Source organism: Streptomyces pactum, from assembly GCF_016031615.1.
GTDB lineage: Bacteria > Actinomycetota > Actinomycetes > Streptomycetales > Streptomycetaceae > Streptomyces > Streptomyces pactus.
The window spans coordinates 5,304,832-5,329,857 of the sequence record NZ_JACYXC010000001.1 but is presented as its reverse complement, the minus strand read 5'-3'; the positions used below and the strand labels follow the sequence as shown (position 1 = coordinate 5,329,857).

The 25,026-nt window shown below is 74.5% G+C and carries 13 protein-coding genes and 1 pseudogene; 10 read left to right on the top strand and 4 right to left on the bottom strand.

The window, feature by feature from the left end:
• Window positions 1-34 precede the first annotated feature (34 nt).
• Window positions 35-685, top strand: coding sequence for an HD domain-containing protein (locus IHE55_RS20975; RefSeq protein WP_197990426.1), 651 nt, complete (start codon window positions 35-37; stop codon window positions 683-685).
• Between the two features lie 296 nt (window positions 686-981).
• Window positions 982-1,890 carry an alpha/beta fold hydrolase gene (locus IHE55_RS20970; RefSeq protein WP_197990425.1) on the top strand — a complete coding sequence of 303 codons (909 nt, stop codon included), beginning with the start codon at window positions 982-984 and terminating at the stop codon, window positions 1,888-1,890.
• 106 nt (window positions 1,891-1,996) lie between these two features.
• Here the strand turns inward: IHE55_RS20970 and IHE55_RS20965 are convergent, their stop codons facing one another.
• Window positions 1,997-2,524: a DinB family protein gene (locus IHE55_RS20965; protein WP_197990424.1), complete on the bottom strand. Its 528-nt coding sequence runs from the start codon at window positions 2,522-2,524 to the stop codon at window positions 1,997-1,999.
• A gap of 369 nt (window positions 2,525-2,893) precedes the next feature.
• Here IHE55_RS20965 and IHE55_RS20960 point away from each other — a divergent pair, with 369 nt between their 5' ends.
• From IHE55_RS20960 to treS, 5 genes and pseudogenes are all read left to right on the top strand, one after another.
• Window positions 2,894-5,176: a M4 family metallopeptidase gene (locus tag IHE55_RS20960; RefSeq protein WP_197990423.1), complete on the top strand. Its 2,283-nt coding sequence runs from the start codon at window positions 2,894-2,896 to the stop codon at window positions 5,174-5,176.
• Between the two features lie 549 nt (window positions 5,177-5,725).
• Window positions 5,726-7,402 carry a M4 family metallopeptidase gene (locus tag IHE55_RS20955; RefSeq protein WP_307826762.1) on the top strand — a complete coding sequence of 559 codons (1,677 nt, stop codon included), beginning with the start codon at window positions 5,726-5,728 and terminating at the stop codon, window positions 7,400-7,402.
• 288 nt (window positions 7,403-7,690) lie between these two features.
• The gene (locus IHE55_RS20950) at window positions 7,691-8,812 is read left to right on the top strand and encodes a serine hydrolase domain-containing protein (RefSeq protein WP_197990422.1); all 1,122 of its coding nucleotides are present in this window, start codon (window positions 7,691-7,693) and stop codon (window positions 8,810-8,812) included.
• A gap of 590 nt (window positions 8,813-9,402) precedes the next feature.
• On the top strand, window positions 9,403-11,406 hold the full coding sequence (locus tag IHE55_RS20945) for an alpha-1,4-glucan--maltose-1-phosphate maltosyltransferase (protein WP_197990421.1): 2,004 nt from the start codon (window positions 9,403-9,405) through the stop codon (window positions 11,404-11,406).
• Window positions 11,403-13,118, top strand: a pseudogene (gene treS / locus IHE55_RS20940) (maltose alpha-D-glucosyltransferase); the annotation flags it as partial. The gene IHE55_RS20945 and the pseudogene treS, both read left to right, overlap by 4 nt.
• A 211-nt stretch (window positions 13,119-13,329) precedes the next feature.
• On the opposite strand, the gene IHE55_RS20935 reads toward treS, so the two are convergent.
• Window positions 13,330-14,121, bottom strand: a complete 792-nt coding sequence (locus IHE55_RS20935) for an alpha/beta fold hydrolase (protein ID WP_197990420.1) — start codon at window positions 14,119-14,121, stop codon at window positions 13,330-13,332.
• A gap of 654 nt (window positions 14,122-14,775) precedes the next feature.
• Here IHE55_RS20935 and IHE55_RS20930 point away from each other — a divergent pair.
• Window positions 14,776-16,281 carry a maltokinase N-terminal cap-like domain-containing protein gene (locus IHE55_RS20930; protein ID WP_197990419.1) on the top strand — a complete coding sequence of 502 codons (1,506 nt, stop codon included), beginning with the start codon at window positions 14,776-14,778 and terminating at the stop codon, window positions 16,279-16,281.
• Window positions 16,282-16,918: 637 nt separating this feature from the next.
• Window positions 16,919-19,069, top strand: coding sequence for a 1,4-alpha-glucan branching enzyme (glgB, locus tag IHE55_RS20925; protein ID WP_232266616.1), 2,151 nt, complete (start codon window positions 16,919-16,921; stop codon window positions 19,067-19,069).
• Window positions 19,070-19,340: 271 nt separating this feature from the next.
• Here glgB and IHE55_RS20920 read toward each other — a convergent pair whose 3' ends face one another.
• Both IHE55_RS20920 and IHE55_RS20915 read right to left on the bottom strand, forming a co-directional pair.
• A complete protein-coding gene (locus IHE55_RS20920; protein WP_197990418.1) occupies window positions 19,341-19,844 on the bottom strand; it encodes a DUF3515 domain-containing protein in 504 nt (167 codons plus the stop codon).
• 1,353 nt (window positions 19,845-21,197) lie between these two features.
• Window positions 21,198-22,640 carry a cation:dicarboxylate symporter family transporter gene (locus IHE55_RS20915; protein WP_197990417.1) on the bottom strand — a complete coding sequence of 481 codons (1,443 nt, stop codon included), beginning with the start codon at window positions 22,638-22,640 and terminating at the stop codon, window positions 21,198-21,200.
• 137 nt (window positions 22,641-22,777) lie between these two features.
• Between IHE55_RS20915 and IHE55_RS20910 the strand changes: the two genes are divergently transcribed.
• Entirely contained in the window at window positions 22,778-24,463 is a 1,686-nt protein-coding gene (locus IHE55_RS20910; RefSeq protein ID WP_197990416.1) for a sensor histidine kinase, read from the top strand.
• Window positions 24,464-25,026 lie beyond the last annotated feature (563 nt).

The following is a 25,026-nucleotide window of genomic DNA, read 5'->3' as shown; positions in this document are numbered from 1 at the left end:
GCGCGCGGGTGCCGCACACCGAGGAGGAGCCACCATGACGGTCCCGCCCCACCACGCCCCCGCGTCCGTCGCCGTACCGGACACCAGGATCGCCGCCGAGGCCACCGAACTGGTCCGGGACACCACGAACGAGCTGATCTACCACCACTCCCGCCGGGTGTACTTCTTCGGCAGCCTGCGCGGCCGCCACCGGGGCCTGAGCCACGACCCGGAGCTGCTCTACATCGGCGCGATGTTCCACGACCTGGGCCTGGGCGAGAAGTTCCACCACAGCGGCCGCCGGTTCGAGGTGGACGGCGCCGACGAGGCGCGCCGCTTCCTGCAGAGCCACGGGGTCCCGGAGGACAGCGTCCGCCGGGTGTGGACGGCCATCGCGCTGCACACCACCCCGGGCGTCCCGGAGTTCATGGAGCCGGAGGTGGCGCTGGTGACCGCCGGGGTCGAGTACGACGTCCTGGGTCTGGGCTTCGACGAGATCCCGGACGAGGACCGGGCCGAGATCGTCGCATTGCACCCGCGCCCGGACTTCAAGGAGCGCATCCTGCGGTCGTTCGCCGACGGCATCGCCGCCAAGCCGGAGACCGCGTTCGGCACCGTGAAGGCCGACGTCCTCCAGCACTTCCTGCCGGGTTACACCCGGGGCGACTTCGTGGAGATCACCCGGAACTCCCCCTGGCCGGAGTGACCGTGCGCCGGTCGCCCGACCGGCCGGCCCCGCCCTGACCCGGGCGCGCACCGTGCCACGTCCCCACCGGACACGCCGCCGCACCGCGGCGGGACACCGGGCACGGTCCACGGACGGGACGGGACGGGGGCGGGACGGGCCGTCGGACAGGACCTGCCCCGCGCACGGGACGGCCGCATCCGCCGGACGGCGGGTGCGGCCGACATTTTTAACCCCCTAACAAACATTGACAGGTTAGATTCTCGTGCGGTTGAGTGAGCGTGCCAACCACTCACCGCACACACGGGGGTTCAGCGATGGCCGATGCGCCACGCCACGAGGTCCACCAGCAGGTCCACCACCGCACCATCACCGTCGGTGAGCACGAGATCTTCTACCGGGAGGCGGGGGACCCGGACGCCCCGGTGCTCCTGCTCCTCCACGGGTTCCCGACCAGCTCGCACATGTTCCGCGACCTGATACCGCTGCTGGCCGGCCGGTTCCGGCTGATCGCCCCGGACCACCTCGGCTTCGGGTACTCCGCGGCACCGCCGGCCCGGGACGGCGACGACACCTACACCTTCGCCCGGCTCGCCGAGCTGACCGCCGGGTTCACCGAGGCGCTGGGGCTGACCCGGTTCGCGCTCTACGTCCAGGACTACGGGGCACCCATCGGGCTGCGGCTGGCGCTCGCGCACCCGGAGCGGGTGACCGCGATCATCACGCAGAACGGCAACGCCTACCGCGAGGGCCTGGGCGAGGCGGCATGGGCGCCGGTGCTCGCCTACATCGCCGACCCCTCACCGGAGAACGAGGAGGTCGCACGGGGGTTCCAGTCCCCGGAAAGCATCCGCTGGCAGTACACCCACGGGGTGGCCGACCAGAGCCTGCTCAGCCCGGACGCCTGGCACCACGACATCGCCCTGATGTCCCGGCCCGGCCAGTCCGCCGTCCAGCTCCGGCTGATCGGCGACTACGGCAGCAACCTCGGCCTCTACCCGGCGTTCCAGGAGTACTTCCGCTCCAGCCAGGTGCCGCTGCTCGCGGTCTGGGGCGCCCACGACGAGATCTTCGTGCCGGAGGGGGCGACCGCCTTCCGGCGCGACCTGCCGGAGGCCGAGGTCCACCTGCTGCCGACCGGGCACTTCGCGCTGGAGACCCACGCCGCGCCGATCGCGGACCTGATCGGGGACTTCCTCACCCGCCGGGTCGCCGCACCGGCCTGACCGGACGGTGGCCCGCCCGGACCGCACGCCGGACCCGGCCGTCCCCGTTGTCCGCCCGCCCGCGGGACCGGGGGCCGCGGGACCGGGACGCCGCGGACGGAGGCGCCTACACCTCGCCGATCTGCCCGTCGGCCAGCTCCCGGACCACGTCCAGCTGGCCGGCGTGGCGGGCGTACTCCTGGAGGACGTGGAAGAGGATCCAGTTCAGCGAGGGCGCCTCGGCCTCGGTGGTGAACCGGCCGCCGACCGCCGCGCGCCGGTCCCCGGGCACCCCGGCGACCAGTTCGCGGGAGCGGGCGCAGGTCTCCTCGAAGCGGGCGGTGAGCGAGGCGAGGGTGTCGGAGGCGGGGACGTGCCAACGGTCGTCGGGGCCGCGGTCACCCCAGGGGTTGGTCAGTGGCTCGGCGGCGAACCCCCAACGGAACCAACGGCGTTCGACCCACGTCAGATGCGCCAGCAGTTCGACGGGCGACCAGCCGGACGGCAGCCGGCTGTGGCGTGATTCGGTTTCCGAGAGGCCGTCCAGCTTCCGGAGCACCACGGCCCGGTAGTAGTCGAGGTAGGCATCGAGCAGCTCACGCGGGTCGCTCAGCGTGTGCGGCGGCTCGGCCAGCGGCGCAGCGGTGTCGGTCATGGCCGCATCGTACGGGCGCCACCACCGGCGCGGGCCCGGCCGCCGGCAGATTCCACGGCTCCGCAATACGAACACGGCATGTCCATCAACGGACATATTCCAGCCAACTTCCGGTCGCAGTCCTGACACGTACATGGCACTGGTGGCACGCTTCCGGCAACCGGGAAGCGGCACCCCCACACACGCAGTCCGCCGGCTTCCGGGAGGCTCTCCCACGCCGGTGCCACCCGGTACCGCGCCCCTCCCCCCGCCTCGGGCCACCGTGCCCGAGCCGCACCGTGCTCTGCCTCGCTGTGCCCGGACGGTGAACCGACCGCCCGGTCGACCCGGTCGCCGTGTGACCCGCGCGGCCCCGCAGAAGGAGACAGTGTGAGACCCACCCCCCATCGGCGTACCGTCGCGACCGGCGCGCTGGTCGCCGTGACGGCCATGCTCGCCGTCGGCCTGCAGACAGGTTCCGCCACCGCCCGTCCGGACGGGCCGTCGTCGGCCCCCGGTACGGTCGTCGCCAAGGCCAGGACCGGCGCGCTGCCGGTCAAGCTCAGCCCCGCGGAGCGCGCCGAACTGCTCCGCCAGGCCAACGCCACCAAGGCCGAGACCGCCCGGACGCTGCAGCTCGGGGCCAAGGAGAAGCTGGTCGTCCGGGACGTCACCCGGGACGCCGACGGCACCACGCACACCCGCTACGAGCGGACCTACGACGGGCTCCCGGTGCTCGGCGGCGACCTGATCGTCCAGGAGACGCCCGGCGGCTCGGTCGAGACCGTGGCCAAGGCGACGAAGACCCGGCTGAAGGTGTCCTCCACCACCGCCGCCGTCACCCCGGAGACCGCCGAGCGGGCCGCGCTGAAGGCCGCCGCGGCGGAGGGCTCGAAGAAGACCGCGGCCGAGCGGGCGCCGCGGAAGGTGATCTGGGCGGCCGAGGGCACCCCGACCCTCGCCTGGGAGACCGTCGTCGGCGGGCTCCAGCACGACGGCACCCCCAACGAGCTGCACGTGATCACCGACGCCACCACCGGTGAGAAGCTCTTCGAGTACCAGGCCGTGCACACCGGCACCGGCAACAGCCAGTACAGCGGCCAGGTCACCCTCGGCACCGCGGGCAGCTCCGGTTCGTACTCGCTGACCGACACCAACCGGGGCAGCCACAAGACGTACAACCTCAACCGGGGCACCTCCGGCACCGGCACGCTGTTCACCGACGCGGACGACGTGTGGGGCGACGGCACCTCCTCCAACGCCCAGACCGCCGGTGTGGACGCCCACTACGGCGCCGCGCTGACCTGGGACTACTACAAGAACGTGCACGGCCGGTCGGGCATCCGGGGCGACGGCGTGGGGGCGTACTCGCGCGTCCACTACGGCAACAACTACGTCAACGCCTTCTGGCAGGACTCCTGCTTCTGCATGACCTACGGCGACGGCTCGGGCAACGCCAAGCCGCTCACCTCGATCGACGTGGCCGCGCACGAGATGACGCACGGCGTCACCTCGGTCACCGCCAAGCTGGTCTACAGCGGCGAGTCCGGCGGCCTCAACGAGGCGACCTCCGACATCTTCGCCGCCGCGGTGGAGTTCAACGCCGGCAACAGCCAGGACGTCGGCGACTACCTCATCGGCGAGAAGATCGACATCAACGGCGACGGCACGCCGCTGCGCTACATGGACAAGCCCTCCAAGGACGGCTCGTCCAAGGACAGCTGGTACTCCGGCATCGGCGGCATCGACGTCCACTACTCCTCGGGCGTGGCGAACCACTGGTTCTACCTCGCCTCCGAGGGCAGCGGCCAGAAGGTCATCAACGGGGTGACCTACAACAGCCCCACCTCCGACGGGCTGCCGGTCACCGGCATCGGCCGGGCCAACGCCGAGAAGATCTGGTTCAAGGCGCTCACCCAGAAGATGACGTCCAACACCAACTACGCGGGCGCCCGTGACGCCACGCTGTGGGCGGCGGGCGAGCTGTTCGGCGTGGGCAGCGCCACGTACAACAACGTGGCCAACGCCTGGGCCGGGGTGAACGTCGGCTCCCGGATCGCCGACGGGGTGACGGTGACCCCGCCCGGTGACCAGACCAGCATCGTGAACCAGGCGGTGAGCCTCCAGATCCAGGCCACCAGCAGCAACCCCGGCGCGCTGAGCTACTCGGCCACCGGGCTGCCGGCCGGCCTGACGATCAACTCCTCGACCGGCCTGGTCTCCGGCACCCCGACCACCACCGGCACCAGCGACGTGACGGTCACGGTGACCGACTCGGCGGGCCGCACCAGCACCGCGTCGTTCCGCTGGACGGTCAACACCAGCGGCGGCAACGTCTTCGAGAACACCACCGACGTCCAGATCCCCGACGGCGGAGCGGCGGTCACCTCGCCGATCACCGTCAGCCGGGCGGGCAACGCCCCCAGCAACCTCCAGGTGGGCGTGGACATCGTGCACACCTACCGGGGTGACCTGGTGATCGACCTGGTCGCGCCGGACGGGACCAGCTACCGGCTGAAGAACTCCAGCGCCTCGGACTCGGCGGACAACGTGCGCACCACGTACACCGTCAACGCCTCCGCGGAGGCCGCGTCCGGCACCTGGAAGCTGCGGGTCCAGGACATCTACACGACCGACTCCGGCTACATCAACAGCTGGAAGCTGACCTTCTGACGCACCACCGGAAGCGTCGGCCACCCGGCTGACCTCCGCATACCAGGCGCCGCCCGCGGTGAGGTACCGGCCGTCCGGAGGGAACACCCCCGGACCGCCGGACCACGGGCGGCGTCTGCACGCGTTTCCGGCCGCCGCCCCGGCACCGGGTCGCGCCCGGCGCCGGGTCCCGCACCCGGCGCCGGGCGGGCCACGTCCGCGCCGAGGGGCCACGTCCGCGCGGGCGGTGACCGCCGGGTGGCAGCCGGGTGGCAGCCGGGTGGCAGCCGGGTGGCAGCCGGGTGGCAGCCGGGTGGCAGCCGGGTGGCAGCCGGAGCCCGGGGTACCGCGAGCGATGCCTGGAATGTTCCCTTCCGGGCGTCGCTCGTCGGCTTTTCGCGGATTTGAGGGTCTCTTTACCAGACGATCCCGGCCGATTCGAAAATATCGCCCGTGACATGAACGTGTGTTTGATGGCAGTGTCTGGCCTCATGCGGCCCAGCCGCACCCTTTGTTTCGTTGGGGGCGCGTCGCCGCCGCCCAACTCCCCACAACGCCAGGGAGTCCTGAGTGCCTTCGGGTTCCATATCCGGTCCGAGACACCGCCGCACCGTCCTCGCCGCCTCCGCGGCGACCGTGACGGCCGCGCTGATCGCCGCCGCCGCGGCCACCGGCACCGCCGGCGCGGCCCCCGCGGCCTCCGCCGCCCCGACCGGCGCCGGCGCCGTCAAGCTCTCCGCCTCGCAGCGCGCCGAGCTGATCCGCACCGCCGACGCCCGTACCGCCGCCACCGCGAAGTCGCTGCGGCTGGGCGCCAAGGAGCGGCTCGTCGTCCGTGACGTCGTCAAGGACGCGGACGGCACCACCCACACGCGCTACGAGCGCACCTACGACGGCCTTCCGGTGCTCGGCGGCGACCTGGTCGTGCAGCGCGCCGCGGACGGCCGGACCGAGGACGTCACCAAGGCCACCACCGCGGCCATCACGGTCCCCGACACCGTGGCCGCCGCCTCCGCGGCCGGTGCCGAGAAGACCGCGCTGCGCGCCGCCAAGGCCGCGGGCGGCGAGCAGGCCGACGCCGACAAGGCGCCGCGCAAGGTGATCTGGGCCGCCACCGGCAAGCCGGTGCTGGCCTACGAGACGGTCGTCGGCGGCTTCCAGGAGGACGGCACGCCGTCCCGGCTGCACGTCATCACCGACGCCGACACCGGCAAGAAGCTCTACGAGTTCCAGGCGGTGGTCAACGCCACCGGCACCGGGAACAGCGAGTACAGCGGCAAGGTGCCGCTGACCACCGAGAAGAGCGGCAGCCATTACGTCCTCAAGGACGCCTCCCGGGGCGGCCACGTCACCTACAACCTGAAGAACAAGGGCAGCGAGGAGGACTACCTCGACGTGCCCAAGTGGCGTTACTACGACGCCGACAACGTCTGGGGCAACGGCTCGCCGGCCAACGGCCAGACCGCCGCCGTGGACGCCCACTACGGCGCCGCGCAGACCTGGGACTACTACAAGAAGGTCCTGGGCCGCAACGGCATCAAGAACAACGGCAAGGCCGCCCCGTCCCGGGTGCACTTCGGCAACGAGTACGTCAACGCCTTCTGGGACGACGACTGCTTCTGCATGACCTACGGCGACGGCGAGGGCAACCGCAACCCGCTGACCTCGCTGGACGTGGCCGCGCACGAGATGAGCCACGGGCTGACCTCGGCCACCGCCCGGCTCAACTACAGCGGTGAGTCCGGCGGCCTGAACGAGGCCACCTCGGACATCTTCGGCTCCGCCGTGGAGTTCTACGCCAAGAACACCAAGGACGTCGGTGACTACCTCATCGGCGAGAAGATCGACATCAACGGCGACGGCACCCCGCTGCGCTACATGGACAAGCCCTCCAAGGACGGCCTGTCCTACGACTACTGGAAGCGCGGCATCGGCGCCGACGACCCGCACTTCACGTCGGGCCCGGCCAACCACTTCTTCTACCTGCTCGCCGAGGGCAGCGGGCGGAAGGTCATCAACGGGGTGACCTACAACAGCCCGACCGTGGACGGCCGGACCGTCAAGGGCATCGGCCGGGACAAGGCGGTGAAGATCTGGTACAAGGCGCTGACGTCCTACATGACGTCCACCACCAACTACGCCCAGGCCCGCACCGCGACGCTGAAGGCGGCCAAGGCGCTGCACGGTGAGAACAGCACCGAGTACAAGGCGGTCAACAACGCCTGGGCCGCGATCAACGTGAAGTGACCCGGGCGGGCGGGCCGCGGCGCCGCAGCCGCCGCCCGCCACGCCGGCGCGTACCACCTCCGGTGCCCGGGGCACGGACCTCACCGTCCGCGCCCCGGGCACCGGTCGTCTCCCCCCCGCACGCACTCCGCCGTATCCCGTCCTCCCCGGCGCCGCTCGCCGCCCGCTCCCGCCGTACCGGCCGTGGGACGGCGGTCGCGCCGGGCGCCTCTTTCCACCGGTCGGGGCCGCACCGACACCGCCGTGTCGGTCGGCGGGCCGGGCGGGGAGGCGGGTCATGATGCCGGGATGGATCACCGGACGGGCGACGGGATGCGGGAGCGGGTCGGCGCGCTGCTGACCCGGCTGGTGGAGTCGGGCGCGGAGGACGGGCTCCAGGTGGCGGTCCACCTCGGCGGAGAGCCGGTGGTCGAGGCCGCCGCGGGACCGGTCGGCCCGGGCCACGACCGGCCGTTCGGCCCGGACACCCTGGTGCACAGCTTCTCCGTGGGCAAGGGGTTCACCGCCACCCTGGTCCACGTGCTGGCCGAGCGCGGACTGCTGGACCACGACACCCCGATCGCCGAGCTGTGGCCGGAGTTCGCCGCGCACGGCAAGGAGCGGATCACCGTACGCCAGGTGCTGACCCACACCGCCGGGGTGCCGCACCTGCCGGACCGCCTCACCCGCGCCGAGCTGTGCGACTGGGACACCATGTGCGCCGTGGTCGCCGGTCTGGAGCCGCGGTGGGAGCCGGGCACCGCCAGCGGTTACCACGGCTGGACCTTCGGCTGGCTGCTGGGCGAGACGGTGCGCCGGGCCACCGGGCTGACCCCCTCACAGGCGCTGCGCCGGTACCTCACCGAGCCGCTCGGCATCGCCGACGAACTCTTCTTCGGGCTGCCCGCCTCCCACGCCGACCGGACCGCGCCGCTGGTGGAGGGCGGCTGGGCGGCGTGGCTGGCGGACCTGCCGCCGGACGCGCCGTTCCGCGCGCTGGTGGTGCCCAACCCACGCCTGTGGACCACCGCCGACCTCGCCAACCGGCCCGAGTACCTCGTCGCCGACCTGCCCGCCTGCGGGACCACCACCGCGCGGGCGGCGGCCCGCCTGTACGCGGCGCTGATCGGTGAGGTGGACGGGGTGCGGCTGCTCTCCCCCGAGTGGACGGCGCGGGCCGCCGAGCCGGCCGTGACGGGACGGGACCGGATGCTGCTGGGCCACTACACCAAGGGACTCGGCTACTTCCTCGGCCTGCCGGAGACGGCGGGCGAGGTCACCTGCTTCGGGCACCACGGCAGCGGGGGCAGCATCGCCTTCGCCGACCGGGACCGGGGCATGTCCTTCGCCCTCACCCGGACCCGGCTGGTCGCCCCGGGGAACCGGACCGCCCGGCTGCTGGTGGACGCGGTCCGCGCCGAGACGCCCTGACGGCCCGGCCCCCGGGGGCTCGCCCTCACCCCGGGCCGGTACGCACGCCTCGGCCGGCACCGCGCGCCCCGGAGCCGGTCCGGGCGTCCGACACGGCACCGCACGCACCGGCCCCGCCGGGGTGCGTGGGGCGAGCGGTGCCGCGGGGTTCGGCGGGGCCCCGCCGCCCGGCGGGCACCGCAGGCGCCGGGCCCGACCCATGCCCCGGGCCGGTACGCGCGCCCCGGCACGTCCCGCCACTCACCCACCAGCCGGCGGACACCGCACGCCCCGGCCGGCACCGCAACACCCCGCCGTACCCCGGCGGGGGCCCCACCGGCCGGACGGCCCACCCCACACGCCGGGCGCGCGTCCGCGACACCGCCCACCCCCGCGGGGCCTCGCCGCCAGGCGACCACCGCACGCCCCGGCGCGTCCCGCCGCCAGGCGGCCACCGCATGGCCCGGAACTCGGCCGGCCCACCCGGTCCGGCCACCTGAGTGAACGCGGACACGGACGGTGAGGCCCGCGGCGGCCCCGGACAGCCGAGCAGATAGAAAGGACAAACGCCTTCAAACCACCGTAAACCCGCGACGCCGTCAGGTGATCCCATGATCGGACGCATCCCCGTCCTGGACATCCGCCCGCTCATCGACTGCGGACGCCGCCCCGCCAAGGCGGTGGTGGGCGAGACCTTCCAGGTCAGCGCCACCGTCTTCCGCGAAGGCCATGAGCTGGTCGGGGCCAACGTCGTGCTCCGCGACCCGTCGGGGCGGTCCGGACCGTGGACCCCGATGCGGGAGCTGGTCCCCGGCACCGACCGGTGGGGCGCGGACGTCACGCCGACCACCGAGGGGCACTGGACCTACACCGTGGAGGCGTGGAGCGACCCGGTGGCCACCTGGCGGCGGCACGCCGGGGTGAAGGTCCCGGCCGGTGCCGACACCGCCCTGGTGCTGGAGGAGGGGGCCCGGCTCCACGAGCGGGCCGCCGCCGGGGTGCCCAAGAGCGACGGCCGGGAGGCGGTGCTGCGCGCCGTGGACGCGCTGCGCGACGGGCGGCGGCCGGCGGCCGCGCGGCTGGCGGCGGCGCTCGCCCCGGACGTGGTGGCGGCCCTGGACCGGCACCCGCTGCGCGAGCTGGTCACCGCCTCCCGCGCGCTGCCGCTGCGCGTGGAGCGGGAGCGGGCGCTGTTCGGCTCGTGGTACGAGCTGTTCCCCCGCTCGGAGGGGGCGGTGGTGGAGGAGGGCCGGCGGCCGGTGAGCGGCACCTTCCGGACCGCCGCGGAGCGGCTGCCGGCCATCGCCGCGATGGGCTTCGACGTGGTGTACCTGCCGCCGGTCCACCCCATCGGCACCACCTGCCGCAAGGGTCCCAACAACGCGCTGACCGCCGGGCCGCACGACGTGGGGGTGCCGTGGGCGATCGGTTCCGCGGCGGGCGGGCACGACGCGGTCCACCCGGACCTGGGCACCCTGGCGGACTTCGACCACTTCGTGGCCCGGGCCCGCGCGCTGCGGATGGAGGTGGCACTGGACTTCGCGCTCCAGTGCTCCCCGGACCACCCTTGGGTCACCGCCCACCCGGAGTGGTTCCACCACCGGGCGGACGGCTCGATCGCGTACGCCGAGAACCCGCCGAAGAAGTACCAGGACATCTACCCCCTCGCCTTCGACGCGGACTTCCCCGGCATCGTCCGGGAGACCGAGCGGGTGCTGCGGTTCTGGATGGGCCGGGGGGTGCGGATCTTCCGGGTGGACAACCCGCACACCAAGCCGGTGGTGTTCTGGGAGAAGGTCATCGGCGACATCAACCGCACCGACCCGGACGTGATCTTCCTGGCCGAGGCGTTCACCCGGCCCGCCATGATGCACACCCTCGCCGCGATCGGGTTCCAGCAGTCGTACACCTACTTCACCTGGCGTAACACCAAGCGGGAGCTCACCGACTACCTGCGGGAACTGACCGGGGAGGCCGCCTCGTACATGCGGCCCAACTTCTTCGTCAACACGCCGGACATCCTCCCCGCCCTGCTGCAGGAGGGCGGCCGCCCGGCGTTCGAGGCGCGGGCCGTACTGGCCGCCACCCTCTCCCCCTCCTGGGGCGTGTACGCGGGGTACGAGCTGTGCGAGAACACCCCGCTGCGGCCGGGGAGCGAGGAGTACCTCGACTCGGAGAAGTACCAGTTGCGGCCGCGTGACTGGGCGGCGGCGGAGCGGGAGGGCCGCACCATCGCCCCGCTGATCACCCTGCTGAACCGGGTGCGGCGGCGCCACCCATCGCTCCGCCGGCTGCGCGGGCTGCACTTCCACCACGCCGACAACGACGCGGTCATCGTCTACTCCCGGCGCGCGTCCGGGCCCCGCGGGGACTGCGTGCTCACCGTGGTCAACCTGGACCCGCACCACACCCAGGAGTCCACGGTGTCGTTGGACATGCCAGAACTCGGCCTGGACTGGGACGAGTCCTTCCCCGTGCGCGACGAGCTCACCGGGGAGACCTACCACTGGGGCAGGGACAACTACGTGCGGCTGGACCCCGGCCGGGAGCCGGCTCCGGCGCACGTGCTGTCGCTGCGACCGTCCTCACCGATCGGAGGGTCACCCACCACATGAGCGTCAACGAGCCCGTCCCGGACAAGTTCGAGGACACCCCGGCCAAGGACCGGGATCCGGAGTGGTTCAAGCGAGCCGTCTTCTACGAAGTGCTGGTGCGCTCCTTCCAGGACAGCAACGGCGACGGCGTCGGCGACCTCAAGGGCCTCACGGCGAGGCTGGACTACCTCCAGTGGCTGGGGGTGGACTGCCTGTGGCTGCCGCCGTTCTTCGCCTCCCCGCTGCGGGACGGCGGCTACGACGTCTCCGACTACACCGCGGTGCTCCCCGAGTTCGGCGACCTCGCGGACTTCGTGGAGTTCGTGGACGCCGCCCACCAGCGCGGCATGCGGGTGATCATCGACTTCGTCATGAACCACACCAGTGACCAGCACCCGTGGTTCCAGGAGTCGCGGCGCGACCCCGACGGTCCGTACGGCGACTACTACGTGTGGGCCGACGACGACACCGGCTACCCGGACGCCCGCATCATCTTCGTGGACACCGAGACCTCCAACTGGACCTTCGACCCGGTGCGCAAGCAGTACTACTGGCATCGTTTCTTCTCGCACCAGCCGGACCTGAACTTCGAGAACCCGGCGGTGCAGGAGGAGGTCCTGGCGGCGCTGCGCTTCTGGCTGGACCTGGGCATCGACGGCTTCCGGCTGGACGCCGTGCCCTACCTGTACGCCGAGGAGGGCACCGACTGCGAGAACCTGCCGCGCACCCACGAGATGCTCAAGCGGGTCCGGGCCGAGATCGACGCCCACTACCCGGACACCGTGCTGCTGGCGGAGGCCAACCAGTGGCCGGAGGACGTGGTCGACTACTTCGGCGACTTCGAGTCCGGCGGCGACGAGTGCCACATGGCGTTCCACTTCCCGGTGATGCCGCGGATCTTCATGGCGGTGCGCCGGGAGTCGCGCTACCCGGTCTCGGAGATCCTCGCCAAGACGCCGGCCATCCCGTCCGGCTGCCAGTGGGGGATCTTCCTGCGCAACCACGACGAGCTGACCCTGGAGATGGTCACCGACGAGGAGCGCGACTACATGTACGCGGAGTACGCCAAGGACCCGCGGATGCGCGCCAACATCGGCATCCGGCGCCGGCTGGCCCCGCTGCTGGACAACGACCGCAACCAGATCGAGCTGTTCACCGCGCTGCTGCTGTCGCTGCCCGGCTCGCCGATCCTCTACTACGGCGACGAGATCGGCATGGGCGACAACATCTGGCTGGGCGACCGGGACGCGGTGCGCACCCCGATGCAGTGGACACCAGACCGCAACGCCGGCTTCTCCTCCTGCGACCCGGGCCGGCTGTACCTGCCGACCATCATGGACCCGGTTCACGGCTATCAGGTCACCAATGTGGAAGCGGCGATGAGCAGCCCCTCGTCGCTGCTGCACTGGACCCGCCGCATGATCGAGATCCGCAAGCAGAACCCGGCGTTCGGGCTGGGCAGCTACACCGAGCTGCCGTCGAGCAACCCGGCGGTGCTGGCGTTCCTGCGGGAGACCCCGGGCACCGACGGCGGGCCGGACGACGTGGTGCTGTGCGTCAACAACTTCTCCCGCTTCGCCCAGCCCACCGAGCTGGACCTGCGGACCTACGCCGGGCGCCACCCGGTGGAGCTGATCGGCCAGGTCCGCTTCCCCGCCATCGGGGAGCTGCCGTACCTGCTGACGCTCGCCGGCCACGGCTTCTACTGGTTCCGGCTGCGCCGCGGCGACGCCGCCGCGGCCGCCGTCGCGCCGGGGGTGCCGGTCGGCCGGCCCGCCGGCTCGGTCCCCGCCGCCTCCCCGCCCCCCGCCGGTCGCCTGACGCCGCACCACCGGCCGGCGGGTCACGGGCGGGGCCCGTCACGGGCAGGATGCTTCACGGGCGGCCCCGTCGCAGGCGGGCCGGCGGGCGGCGCGTGATGGACGGGCGGCCCGGACCGCACCGCTACGGCCGGTGCGGGGTGGCGGTGGTGAGGAAGTCCAGGACGAGGGGGCCGGCGTGGTCGCGGGCCTCCTCGAAGTAGGCGTGGCGCGCGCCGGGGATCAGGTGGAGCCGGGCACCGGGAATGCGGTCGGCGAGCAGCGCGGCGTTGGCCGTGGGGTTGAGCCGGTCGTCGGTGCCGTGCAGGACCAGGGTGGGTGCGCCGATGCGGGGCAGCAGCTCCCAGGCGTCGTGCCGGTCGCTCGCCGCGCGGTGGCGGCGCCGGGAGTGGGCCGGCATGCCGGGGTCGCCCAGGGTGTGGTGGGGGCCGGGGTGGCCGGCGAGCCAGCGCGGGGTGTACATCAGCTCCAGCAGGGCCTGCCGCGCGGCTTCCGGAGGCCCGGCCAGGGCCCGGCGGACGTCGTCGCCGCGTTCGACGCCGTGCGGGCCGCCGGGTGAGGTGCACCCCAGGACGAGGGCGCCGACCCGGTGCGGGTGGCGGGCGGCGAGTTGCTGGGCCACCCGGCCCCCCATGGAGGTGCCGTAGACGTCGGCCCGGTCGATGCCGAGGTGGTCGAGGACGGCGACGACGTCCTCGGCGAAGAGTTCGGTGCTGTGGGGGGTGTCGGGCTTGTCGCTGTCGCCGGTGCCGCGGTAGTCGAGGGTGAGGGTGCTGCGGGCGGGGTGGAAATCGGCGCGGACCGCGTCCCACCAGTGGTGGTTGTTGGCCTGGCCCGCCAGCAGCACCAGCACCGGCCCCTCGCCCCGGAGCTGGTAGGCGATCCGGGTCCCGTCGGGTGTCGTCGCGTACGTCATCGGCTGGTCTCCTCGACTCGGGAGTGGCGGGCACACCGCCGGGCCGGGGCCCGGGCCCTGAGCGGTGGTGGCCGGGCCGGGCCACCGTGATCGTTCTCACCGACACCCCGCCGCACCGATGTATTCCGCGGCCGGACCGGCCGGGGACGCCGGACCACCACCGCGCCGGACCGGCCCCGCCACCGCGCCGGACCGGCTCCGGACACCGGGGGCCGGCCGGACGCAGCGGCACGTACCACCGCCCCGGCCCACTCACCGGCCGGACCGGCCTCCCGATCCCCTCCTGGTGCCCCCGACCCCGACCAGGGCCCTGGCCCCCTCCGGGTGCCCCTGACCCTGTCCTGGTGCCCCGGGCGGTCCGGCACCCCCGCCGCCCCGGGACCTCACCCCTTCCGGTCCCGCCGCTCCCCGGCCCACCGCCCACACCCGGGCCCCCCGAAGGCCGGGTGGCGGCGACCTGACGCCACGAACGTTTCGCCGCGCCGCCGCCCGCGGGGACCGGCCCGCTTCCGTGCCCCTGGCCGCGCCCCTCGCCGTACCGCTCGCCACCGACTCCGTACGGGGGTACCGCCACCGCGCCGCCGCCGGGCTCAGGTGACAATCCGGGACACTTTGGCCTGTCCGTCGTGGGCCCCGGGGAAAGGACGCGACGCCATGCCGGAACCCCCTCTCACCCGGAGGGCGGAGCGCCCCTCGACGGTCGCGCCGCGCGCCGCCGTGGTGACGCACGCCCACGGCCCCGCCGGACTGCTGCCCTCGCTGGCGCCGCTGCTCGCCGAGTGGCTGCCCCGGCAGCGCTGGTTCGCCGGCAAGGGCCGGGCGGTCACCGGGTTCACGCTCGTCTCCGCGACCGAGCTGCTGCCGTGCCCGGCGGGGGGCGCCACCCCGGGACTGCTCCATCTGCTGGTCCGGGCCAGACAGCCCGGCTCGCCGGCGGGGGAACCGTCCGCGGACTGCTACCAGATCCTGCTGGGCGTCCGGGCCACCCTGCCGCCCCGGCTCGCCCCCGCCCTGATCGGCCGGCCGACGGGCGGCCCGCTCCAGGGCTACACCGTCTACGAGGGCCTGGGCGACCCCCGGCTCGCCGCGGTGCTGCTGGAGCGCCTGCGGATGCCCGGCCGGCTCGGCCCGCTGCTCTTCGTACGCGAGCCCTCCACCACCATCCCGGCGGTGCTCACCCCCCAGCTGGTGACCGCGGAGCAGTCCAACTCCTCGGTCGTGTTCGGAGAAACGTACATCCTGAAGGTGTTCCGCCGAGTCAGCCCCGGGGAGAACCCGGACCTGGAACTCCCGCTGGCGCTGGCCCGCACCGGCTGCACCCGGGTGCCGTCGCCGGCGGCCTGGTTCTGCACCGCGCCGGCCACCGGCAAGTCCCCGCCCTACACCCTCGGCGTGCTCCAGCCGTATCTCGCCGGGTCCACCGACGGCTGGCAGCTGGCGCTGCGGGCGCTGGCCCGGCGGGCGGACTTCACCGCCGCCGCGCACGCGCTGGGCCGGGCCACCGCCGAGGTGCACCTGGCGATGGCGGACGCGCTGCCGACCGCCGTGCTGCGACGGCCGCAGATCGAGCGGCTGGCGGCGGCCATGTCGGCGCGGCTGGACGCCGCCGCCGCGGCGGTGCCCGCGCTGCACCCCTACCGCCCCCGGCTGCGCACCGCCTTCGACGACCTGGCCGGACTGGGCCGCGCCGGGCGCACCTGGGCGGCCCAGCGCATCCACGGCGACCTGCACCTGGGCCAGGTGCTGCGGACCGCCGGGGACGGGCCGTGGTCGCTGATCGACTTCGAGGGCGAGCCGTCCCGGCCGCTGGCCGAACGCCGCCGGCCGCAGCCGACCGTCCGCGACATCGCCGGGATGCTGCGCTCCTTCGACTACGCCGCGGCGGTGGCCGTCCGCAACGGGCCGGCCCCGGACGACGGGCGGGGCGCGGAGCGGGACGACGACTGGGCCCGGTCGACCCGGGCGGCCTACTGCTCCGGCTACGCCGAGGCGTCCGGCGCCGACCCCCGCGACGAGCCGGAGCTGCTGCGCGCGTACGAGACCGACAAGGCCGTCTACGAGGTGCTCTACGAGGCGCGGCACCGGCCCGACTGGCTGTCCGTCCCGATGTCCGCCATCCGCCGGCTGTCCGGCTTCCCCCCTCCGGCCGACGACCGCTGAACCGTTCCCTCACCCGCCCGTCGCCCCACTCCCCCTCCCCCGTTCCTCTCATCCCGTTCCCTCTGTTCCCTCCGTTTCCCGTCCCGCTCCCCCGCTCGCCCCCGTACGTCCGCTCCCCGTCTCCCTTCCCCCCCCACCGTCCGGCCCGCCCGCCCCGGCCTCCGATCCGGGACGAGCCCCTCCCCGTTCTTTCCCCGAGCACCCCCGGTCCGGCAGGGCCGGGTACCCCCAGGAGGACCACCCCGTGACCGTACGACCGCCGTCTCCCGATCCGTCCGACGAGGCCGTCGTCGAGGGGCCCGCCGGGTCCGCGGCCGACCACCTCGCCGTGGCCCGGCCGCCTTCCGTGCGCCGCCGGGCCTCCTCGTACACCGAGCCGCCGACGCCCCGCGCCCCGCGGACGGCCGGTGCGGCGTTCCCCGGTGGCGCGGCAGCGGTCACCACGGCGGGCGCGCGCCCGGTGGCCGGACGTCCCTGCGCCCCCGCACCGGGGGCGCCCACGGCCCCCGGTGCGCCCGGGTACGGACCCGACGGGTCCGGGCCCGGGTCCGGTGGGTTCCCGGCCGGTCCGGGGCCGGAGGTCCGGAGCCGGGGCGCCCGTCCGGCCCCGCCGGCGGATCCCGGCGAGCGGCAGCGGCTGCTGGACGGGTGCCATCACGACCCGCACGCCCTGCTGGGGGCGCGTCCGGTGCCCGGCGGGGTGGCCGTCCGGGCGCTGCGGCCCTTCGCCCGTTCGGTGGTGGTGACCGCCAAGGGACTCCGGGCCGAGCTGTACCCGGAGGGCGACGGGTTCTTCGCCGCGGTGCTGCCGCTGCGCGAGGTGCCCGACTACCGGCTGCTCGTCACCTACGGGGAGGAGGAGCTGGAGCTGTGCGACCCGTACCGCTTCCTGCCCGCCCTCGGCGACTTCGACCTGCACCTGATCGGCGAGGGCCGGCACGAGCAGCTGTGGCAGGCGCTCGGCGCGCGTCCGATGACCCACCAGGGCGTCACCGGCACCCGCTTCACCGTGTGGGCGCCCAACGCCCGCGGGGTCCGGCTCATCGGCGACTTCAACTACTGGGACGGCACCGCCTTCCCGATGCGGTCGCTGGGCCGCAGCGGGGTGTGGGAGCTGTTCGTGCCCGGGGTCGGCGAGGGGGCGCTGTACAAGTACGAGATCGTCTGCCCGGACGGCCGGCGGACCCGGCACGCGGACCCGATGGCCCGGCGCACCGAGTGCCCGCCGGCGAACGCCTCGGTGGTGTACGCCTCGCACCACCGCTGGCAGGACGGGGCGTGGCTGGCCGCCCGGGCCGCCCGCCGGGTCCACGAGGCGCCGATGTCGGTGTACGAGGTGCACCTGCCGTCCTGGCGCCCGGGCCTGTCCTACCGGCAGCTCGCCGAGCAGCTGCCCGGCTACGTACGGGACCTGGGCTTCACCCATGTGGAGTTCATGCCGGTCGCCGAGCACCCGTTCGGCGGCTCCTGGGGCTACCAGGTCACCGGTTTCTACGCCCCCACCGCCCGGCTGGGCACGCCCGACGACTTCAAGTACCTGGTGGACGCGCTGCACCGGGCGGGCATCGGGGTGATCGTGGACTGGGTGCCGGCGCACTTCCCGCGCGACGACTGGGCACTGGCCCGCTTCGACGGCACCGCGCTGTACGAGCACGCCGACCCGCGGCGCGCCGCGCACCCCGACTGGGGGACGCTGGAGTTCGACTACGGGCGGACCGAGGTGCGGAACTTCCTGGTGGCCAACGCGGTGTACTGGTGCGAGGAGTTCCACGTGGACGGGCTGCGGGTGGACGCGGTGGCCTCGATGCTCTACCTGGACTACTCCCGGGAGGAGGGCCAGTGGACGCCCAACGCCCGGGGCGGGCGGGAGGACCTGGACGCGGTCGCCTTCCTCCAGGAGATGAACGCCACCGTCTACCGGCGCTGCCCGGGGGTGGTGACCATCGCCGAGGAGTCCACCGCCTGGAACGGCGTGACCCGGCCCACCCACCTGGTGGGGCCGGACGGCTTCGGCGGTCTGGGCTTCGGGCTGAAGTGGAACATGGGCTGGATGCACGACTCGCTGGGTTACGTGGCGCACGAGCCGGTGCACCGCAGGTACCACCACCACGAGATGACCTTCTCCATGGTCTACGCGTACAGCGAGAACTACGTGCTGCCGATCAGCCATGACGAGGTGGTGCACGGCAAGCGGGCACTGGTGTCGAAGATGCCGGGCGACTGGTGGCAGCGGCGCGCCACGCACCGCGCCTACCTGGGCTTCATGTGGGCCCATCCGGGCAAGCAGCTGCTGTTCATGGGGCAGGAGTTCGCGCAGGGGGCGGAGTGGTCGCACGAGCACGGGCCGGAGTGGTGGCTGCTGGACGACTCCTACCACTCCGCCGGTGACCACCGGGGGGTGCGGAACCTGGTGCGCGACCTCAACCGGTGCTACACCGCCACGCCCGCGCTGTGGCAGCGGGACACCGTGCCGGACGGGTTCGCCTGGGTGGCCGGGGACGCCGCCGACGACAACGTGTTCGCCTTCCTCCGCTTCGACGCCCAGGGCTCCCCGCTGCTGGCGGTCAGCAACTTCTCGCCGGTGGTCCGCCACGGGTACCGGCTGGGGGTTCCGGAGCGGATCGCGCGGTGGCGGGAGGTGCTCAACACCGACGCCGGGGCCTACGGCGGGAGCGGGGTGGCCAACCCGGAGCCGCTGAGGGCGGAACCGGTCCCCTGGCACGGCCGGCCCGCCAGCGTCCGGCCGGTGCTGCCGCCCCTGGCCACCGTCTGGTTCCGCCCGGCCTGACCGGCCTCCCGCGGCCGGCGGTCGGCCGGGCTGCCGGGGGCCGGGGGCCGAGGGCCGGGCTGCCACCGCCCGCGGGCGCGGGCCGCCCGGCGTCCGGTGCCGGGGCCACCACCGGCGGGCCGTGCCGTCCCGTGGGTCGCGTGAGGCACGGGAGGGGATCACCGTACGGGCCCCGGGCGGGGCCGGGCCCCGGGGGCCTATGGGGGTTACCGGACCGCGACGGGGCGCCGGCGACGCCCGCGGGGTCACGCGCCCGGGACACCGGCGGGGATCACGCGTCCGAGATACCGGCGGGCACGGTCTTCCGGATCGCCTCGGCCAGGTCCTCCAGCGGGGTCACGTCCTGGTAGCTGCCGGGGATGGAGACCTCGACGTAGACGGTGCGCAGCGCGGTGGTGCAGCGGTGCCGGCCGTCCTCCCCCGGGCTCTCCAGCATCCAGTCCACCTCGCCGATCTTCGCACCGGTGGCGGTGGCCCGGTTCATCTCGTCCGGCCGCGGCACCCCGCAGCGCAGCACGATCGCCGGGTCGCCCCAGGCCGCCGTCAGCCGCGAGCCGGGCCGGGTCTCGCGCCGCTCGGCGCCGGCGACGGTCGACGGGACGGCGTCGATGAGCTCGGCGCAGATCCGGGCGGTGGTCCGGTCGCTCTCCGGTACGGCCACCCGCACCCCACCGTCCCCGTCGGGGCGCAGCGCGTCCCCGAAGGCCAGGTACAGCGCGACGAGCAGCAGCGGTACGGCGAGGCCGGCGGCGAGCAGCCGGCGGCGGGAGCGCATCACGCGGACCCCGGCCGGGGGATCCGCCGCACCGGCCGGCACCGCGGGTGCGGCGTGTCCGCGCCGGGGACGGCCCGGCCCACCTCGAACATCACGCGCGGCTCTCCTTCGGCAGGCCCGGGTACCCGGCCGGTCGCCGGCCCGGGGGACGGCTTCCCCTGTCCCGGCCCCGATGATAATCAGCCGCCCGGCGCCGCCCGCCGGGCGGTCGGTCGCGGGCAATCGGCGGGCATCGGTGCGGGCGGCCAGGACAGACACCGGGCGCGCCCGGCGAGGGGGCCCGGAGGCCGGCGGGCGCACCGGCCGGTGGGAGCGGTGGCAGGGCGGCCTCAGCTCGACGGGGGCGGCGGGAGCGGGGATCGGGGGGAGCTGCCCCCGACCCGGCGGGCTCCGGCCTCGGGCCGGCCGGGCCGGCGGACTCGCCCCGTCGGCGGGGGGCGGCCCTGTCCGGCGGACTCACCCGGGTCGGCGGAGCCGCTGGGTCCGGTGGCCCCCGGCCTCCCGGCGCTGCGTCGGATTTCCGCCGCGTCACCCGGCGACGGGGACCCGCCGGGCCTTCGCGGTGACCGCCGGAGCGCGGCGTGACCGGCCACGTCGCTCCCCGCCCCGGCCGGTTCCCCACCCTGACCGTCGCTTTCCGGCCGCCCGGCACATGGCGCCCGGCTCCCGGAACGGAACCGGGCGGTGCGGCCGGAGCGTGGTCCGCTGCACCACGGTGTCCCGGGGACGGTCCGACCGACGGGCCGCGAGGACCGGGCCCGCGGCGGTGGAGAGGGGGGACTCCGATGGACGGGTGGGTCTGGGTCGTGATCATCGTCGCGGTCGGGCTGGCGATCATCACGTCCGGCGGCGACGGCAAGGGCAAGCGCGGCGGGGGGCGGGAGCAGCGGCGGTGGGGGGCGGCTGCGGGGGGCGGCGGAGGATGCGGGGGCGGCGGATGCGGAGGCGGGTGCGGCGGTGGGGGGCGGCTGACCGCGCCGACGGCGGGCCGGTGCCGCGGTGGACGGCCCGGTGCCCTGGCCCCCGCGCGGCGGCGGACGGCCCGGACGCACCCGGGCCGGACCCACGCCCGCCGGACACCTGCCCGGGTACGGGCGGTCGGCGTATCGGCACCCCGGGGCCGGCCCGCACCACCGGTACGCGCGGGGAGGGCGGCCTCGGGAAGGAGCCTGCGGCCGGCACCCGCGGACACCGCATGCGCACGGGCGGGCGGGCCCGGGTTCGGTGGAACCGGGTCCCGCCCGCCCGCGGGGGCCGGGCCGTCCGCCTCGTCGTGAGCGGCCAGGCGGCCGGCCGGCCGGGAACGGATGTGCGCCGAGTGGGGCGCCGCACACCCGGGTGGGTGGCCGTGGGTCAGACGGCGGCGGTCTTCTCCTGGGACGCCGCGCCGCCCCGCGCAGTTCCCTCGGCAGTCGCCGCGGGGGTCCCGGAACGGCCCTCCTGACCTGCCGGGTTCTCGGGAGCGGGGGCGCCGTGACCGTCGTCCAGCAGCGTCGTCTCGTCGAACGGCAGGCGCCCGGCGAGGACCTCCCGCATCCGCTCCCGGTCGATCTCCTTGGTCCAGGTGCCGACCAGGACGGTGGCCACCGCGTTGCCCGCGAAGTTGGTCAGGGCGCGCGCCTCGCTCATGAAGCGGTCGATGCCGACGATCAGGCCGACGCCGTCCACGAGTTCGGGGCGGTGGGACTGGAGCCCGCCGGCGAGCGTGGCCATGCCGGCGCCGGTGACCCCGGCCGCGCCCTTGGACGCGATGATCATGAACAGGAGCAGCGAGATCTGCTGTCCGAGGGAGAGCGGGTCGCCCATCGCCTCGGCGATGAAGAGGGAGGCCATCGTCAGGTAGATGGCGGTGCCGTCGAGGTTGAAGGAGTAGCCGGTGGGGACGGTGATGCCGACCACCGGCTTGCTGACGCCGGCGTGTTCCATCTTGGCGATCAGGCGCGGCAGCGCCGATTCCGACGACGAGGTGGACACGATCAGCAGGAACTCCCGTCCCAGGTACTTCAGCAGCGCCAGGACGTTGACGCCGGCGACCAGCCGCAGCACCGCGCCGAGCACCAGGAAGACGAAGAGGAAGCAGGTGACGTAGAAGCCGATCATGATGACGGCGAGGGACCGCAGCGCGTCGGTGCCGGTCTGCCCGATGACCGCCGCGATGGCGCCGAACGCGCCGACCGGGGCCGCCCACATGATCATCGACAGGATGCGGAAGACCAGGCGCTGGATGTGGCCGATGCCGCGCAGCACCGGCTCCCCGGCCGCGCCCATCGCCTGGAGGGCGAAGCCGGCGAACAGCGCCACCAGCAGGGTCTGCAGCACCTCGCCCTCGGTGAAGGCGGAGACCAGGGTGGTGGGGATGATGCCGAGCAGGAACTCCTCGGTGGACTCGCTCGCCCCCTCGGCCTGCCCCTGGCCGGCCTTCGCCGCCTCGGTGGTCAGTTCCAGGCCGCTGCCCGGTTCCAGCAGGTTGCCCACCAGCAGGCCGATGGCGAGCGCGACGGTGGACATGAGGAGGAAGTAGCCGAGCGCGAGCCCGCCGACCGCGCCGACCTTGGCGGCCTTGCGGACCGAGCCGACGCCGAGGACGATCGTGCAGAAGATGATCGGCGAGATCATCATCTTGATCAGGTTGACGAACCCGGTGCCGATCGGCTTCAGTTCGACGGCCGTGCCGGGCGCGGCGAATCCCACCGCGATGCCCAGCAGGACCGCGCCGATCACGGCGAGGTACAGATAGTGGGTCCGGTCCCTCCGGGGGTGTCCCGGAGATCTCGGGGCTGGGGTCTGCGTGGCCACGGCTGCCTCCTCCTCCGTGCCGGGCGCGGGCGCGGCCCGCACGTCTGATCGGTCCCGGCGACTATGCACCGCGCTGTGACGGCGGTCACCCTTCCGTTCATTTCGTTCACGCGCGCGGCCCGGGGAGACTGATCGCCATGCGCGTTCCCCGCCCCCGCAGCCTGGCCGGCCAGCTCTTCGCGGTGCAGGTGGTCCTGGTCGCCGCGGTGGTCGTCGGGTGCGCGGTGTTCACGTACCTCACCGATCTGCGGCAGGCCGAGGCGTCGGCCCGGCGGCAGGCCACAGCGGCGGCGACGGCGGTGGCCGCCGCCCCCTCGGTGGTGCGCGCGGCGCGCTCCCCTGATCCGTCGGCGGTGCTCCAGCCGTACGCGGAGCGGGTCCGGAAGGACACCGGCGTCGCCTTCGTGACCATCATGTCGCCGCAGGGCATCCGCTGGACGCACCCCGATCCGGCGCGGATAGGGGAGAGCTTCCTGGGCCACACCCGCCCGGCGCTGGAGGGCACCACCTTCAGCGAGACCTACACCGGCACCCTGGGCGCCTCGGTGCGGGTGGTGACCCCGATCCGGGACGGCGACCGGATCGTCGGCCTGGTCAGCGCGGGCATCACGGTGGACGAGATCAGCGCCCGCATCCGCGGCCAGTTACTCGCCCTGATCGGTGTGGCGCTGGCCGCGCTGCTGGTGGGCGGAGCCGGGACCTACGTGGTCAACTCGCGGCTGCGGCGCCACACCCAGGGGATGAACGCCGCCGAGCTGAGCCGGATGTACGCCTACCACCAGGCGACGCTGCACGCGGTGCGGGAGGGGCTGCTGCTGCTCGACGGGCGGCGACGGGTGGTGCTGGTCAACGACGGGGCGCGGGAGCTGCTCGGGCTGCCGCCGGACGCGGTGGGCCGGGCCGTCTCCGACCTCGGGCTGCCCTCCCGGCTCACCCAGGCCCTGCTCGGCGACGAGGAGCGGGTGGACGAACTCCACCTGACCACCGACCGGGTGCTGGTGGTCAACACCTCGCCGGTGACCAGCGGGGAGCGGCGCGGCACCGTCGTCACCCTGCGCGACCACACCGAACTCCAGACGCTCTCGGGCGAGCTGGACTCCATCCGCGGGTTCGCCGAGGCGCTGCGCTCGCAGGCGCACGAGGCGGCGAACCGGCTGCACGCCGTGGTGTCGCTGATCGAGCTGGGGCGCGCCGACGAGGCGGTGGAGTTCGCCACCGCCGAACTGGAGCTGGCCCAGGCGCTGACCGACCAGGTGGTGGGCGCGGTGGCCGAACCGGTGCTGGCGGCACTGCTGCTGGGGAAGGCCGCGCAGGCCAACGAGCGGGGCGTGGAGCTGGTGCTGACGCCGGACAGCCGGATCGACGACGGGGTGCTGCCGGCCGGCCTCCCGCCCCGGGACCTGGTGACCATCCTGGGCAACCTGATCGACAACGCGCTGGACGCCACCGCGGGCGAGCCGCTCCACCGGGGCGGCGCGGCGCACCCGGGGCCGCCGGACGCCGGCGCGTCCGGGGAGCCGGCGGCCCGCCGGCCCCGGGTGCTGGTGACCGCCCGCGCCGCCGACGGCGAACTGCTGCTGCGGGTGGAGGACACCGGCGCCGGGGTGGACCCGTCGGCGGTCACGGAACTGTTCCGCCGCGGCTGGAGCACCAAGGCGGCGCCCCCGTCCGGTCCCGGCCGCGGCCTGGGGCTGGCACTGGTCCGGCAGACCGCGCGCCGCCACTCCGGCACGGTACGGGTGACCGCGTCCGGACACGGCGGCGCCGCGTTCACCGTCCGGCTGCCGCTGGCCGCGTGCTCCGGACAGCCGGAACCGGTGTGAACGGCGCCCGCCCCGGCGCCGGGTGGCGGGCGTCGGGTGGCGGGGGTACGGCCCCGCCCCGGTGACGCCTGGTCAGGCGCCCGCGCCGGTCCGCGGATACGGGCGGCGGGGCGGTGAAGGGCGTGCGGACACCGGCCCGGGCGGCGACCGGGGGCATCGGGGGGCACGGCACCGCCGGGGTGACGTGCGGGACGGACGGCGGCGCGGCTGCCCCGGCGGGGGGTACGGGGGCGCGGCCCCGGTGGGGTACAGGGGCGCGGCCCCGGCTCCCGGTGGCGCCCGGTCAGGTGCCCGTGCCGGCCGAGGGGTACGAACGGCGGCGGACGACGGGCCCAGGCACGAGCGGCGGCACGGGCGGCGAGGACGTACGGACCCGGTGACGAGCGGCGGCGAAGAGCGTACGGGCCCGGGTACCGGTTCGGGCACGGCGGCCCGAACGGGCGGATACCGGGCGCGGCCGGTCGCATCCGGGCGGCTCCGGGCATCGCCCGGACGGCTTCCGCCGTCATAGGATGCGCGACCGCCGCGTCGGCGGACCCCGCCCGGCCCGCACCCCGGCGCGG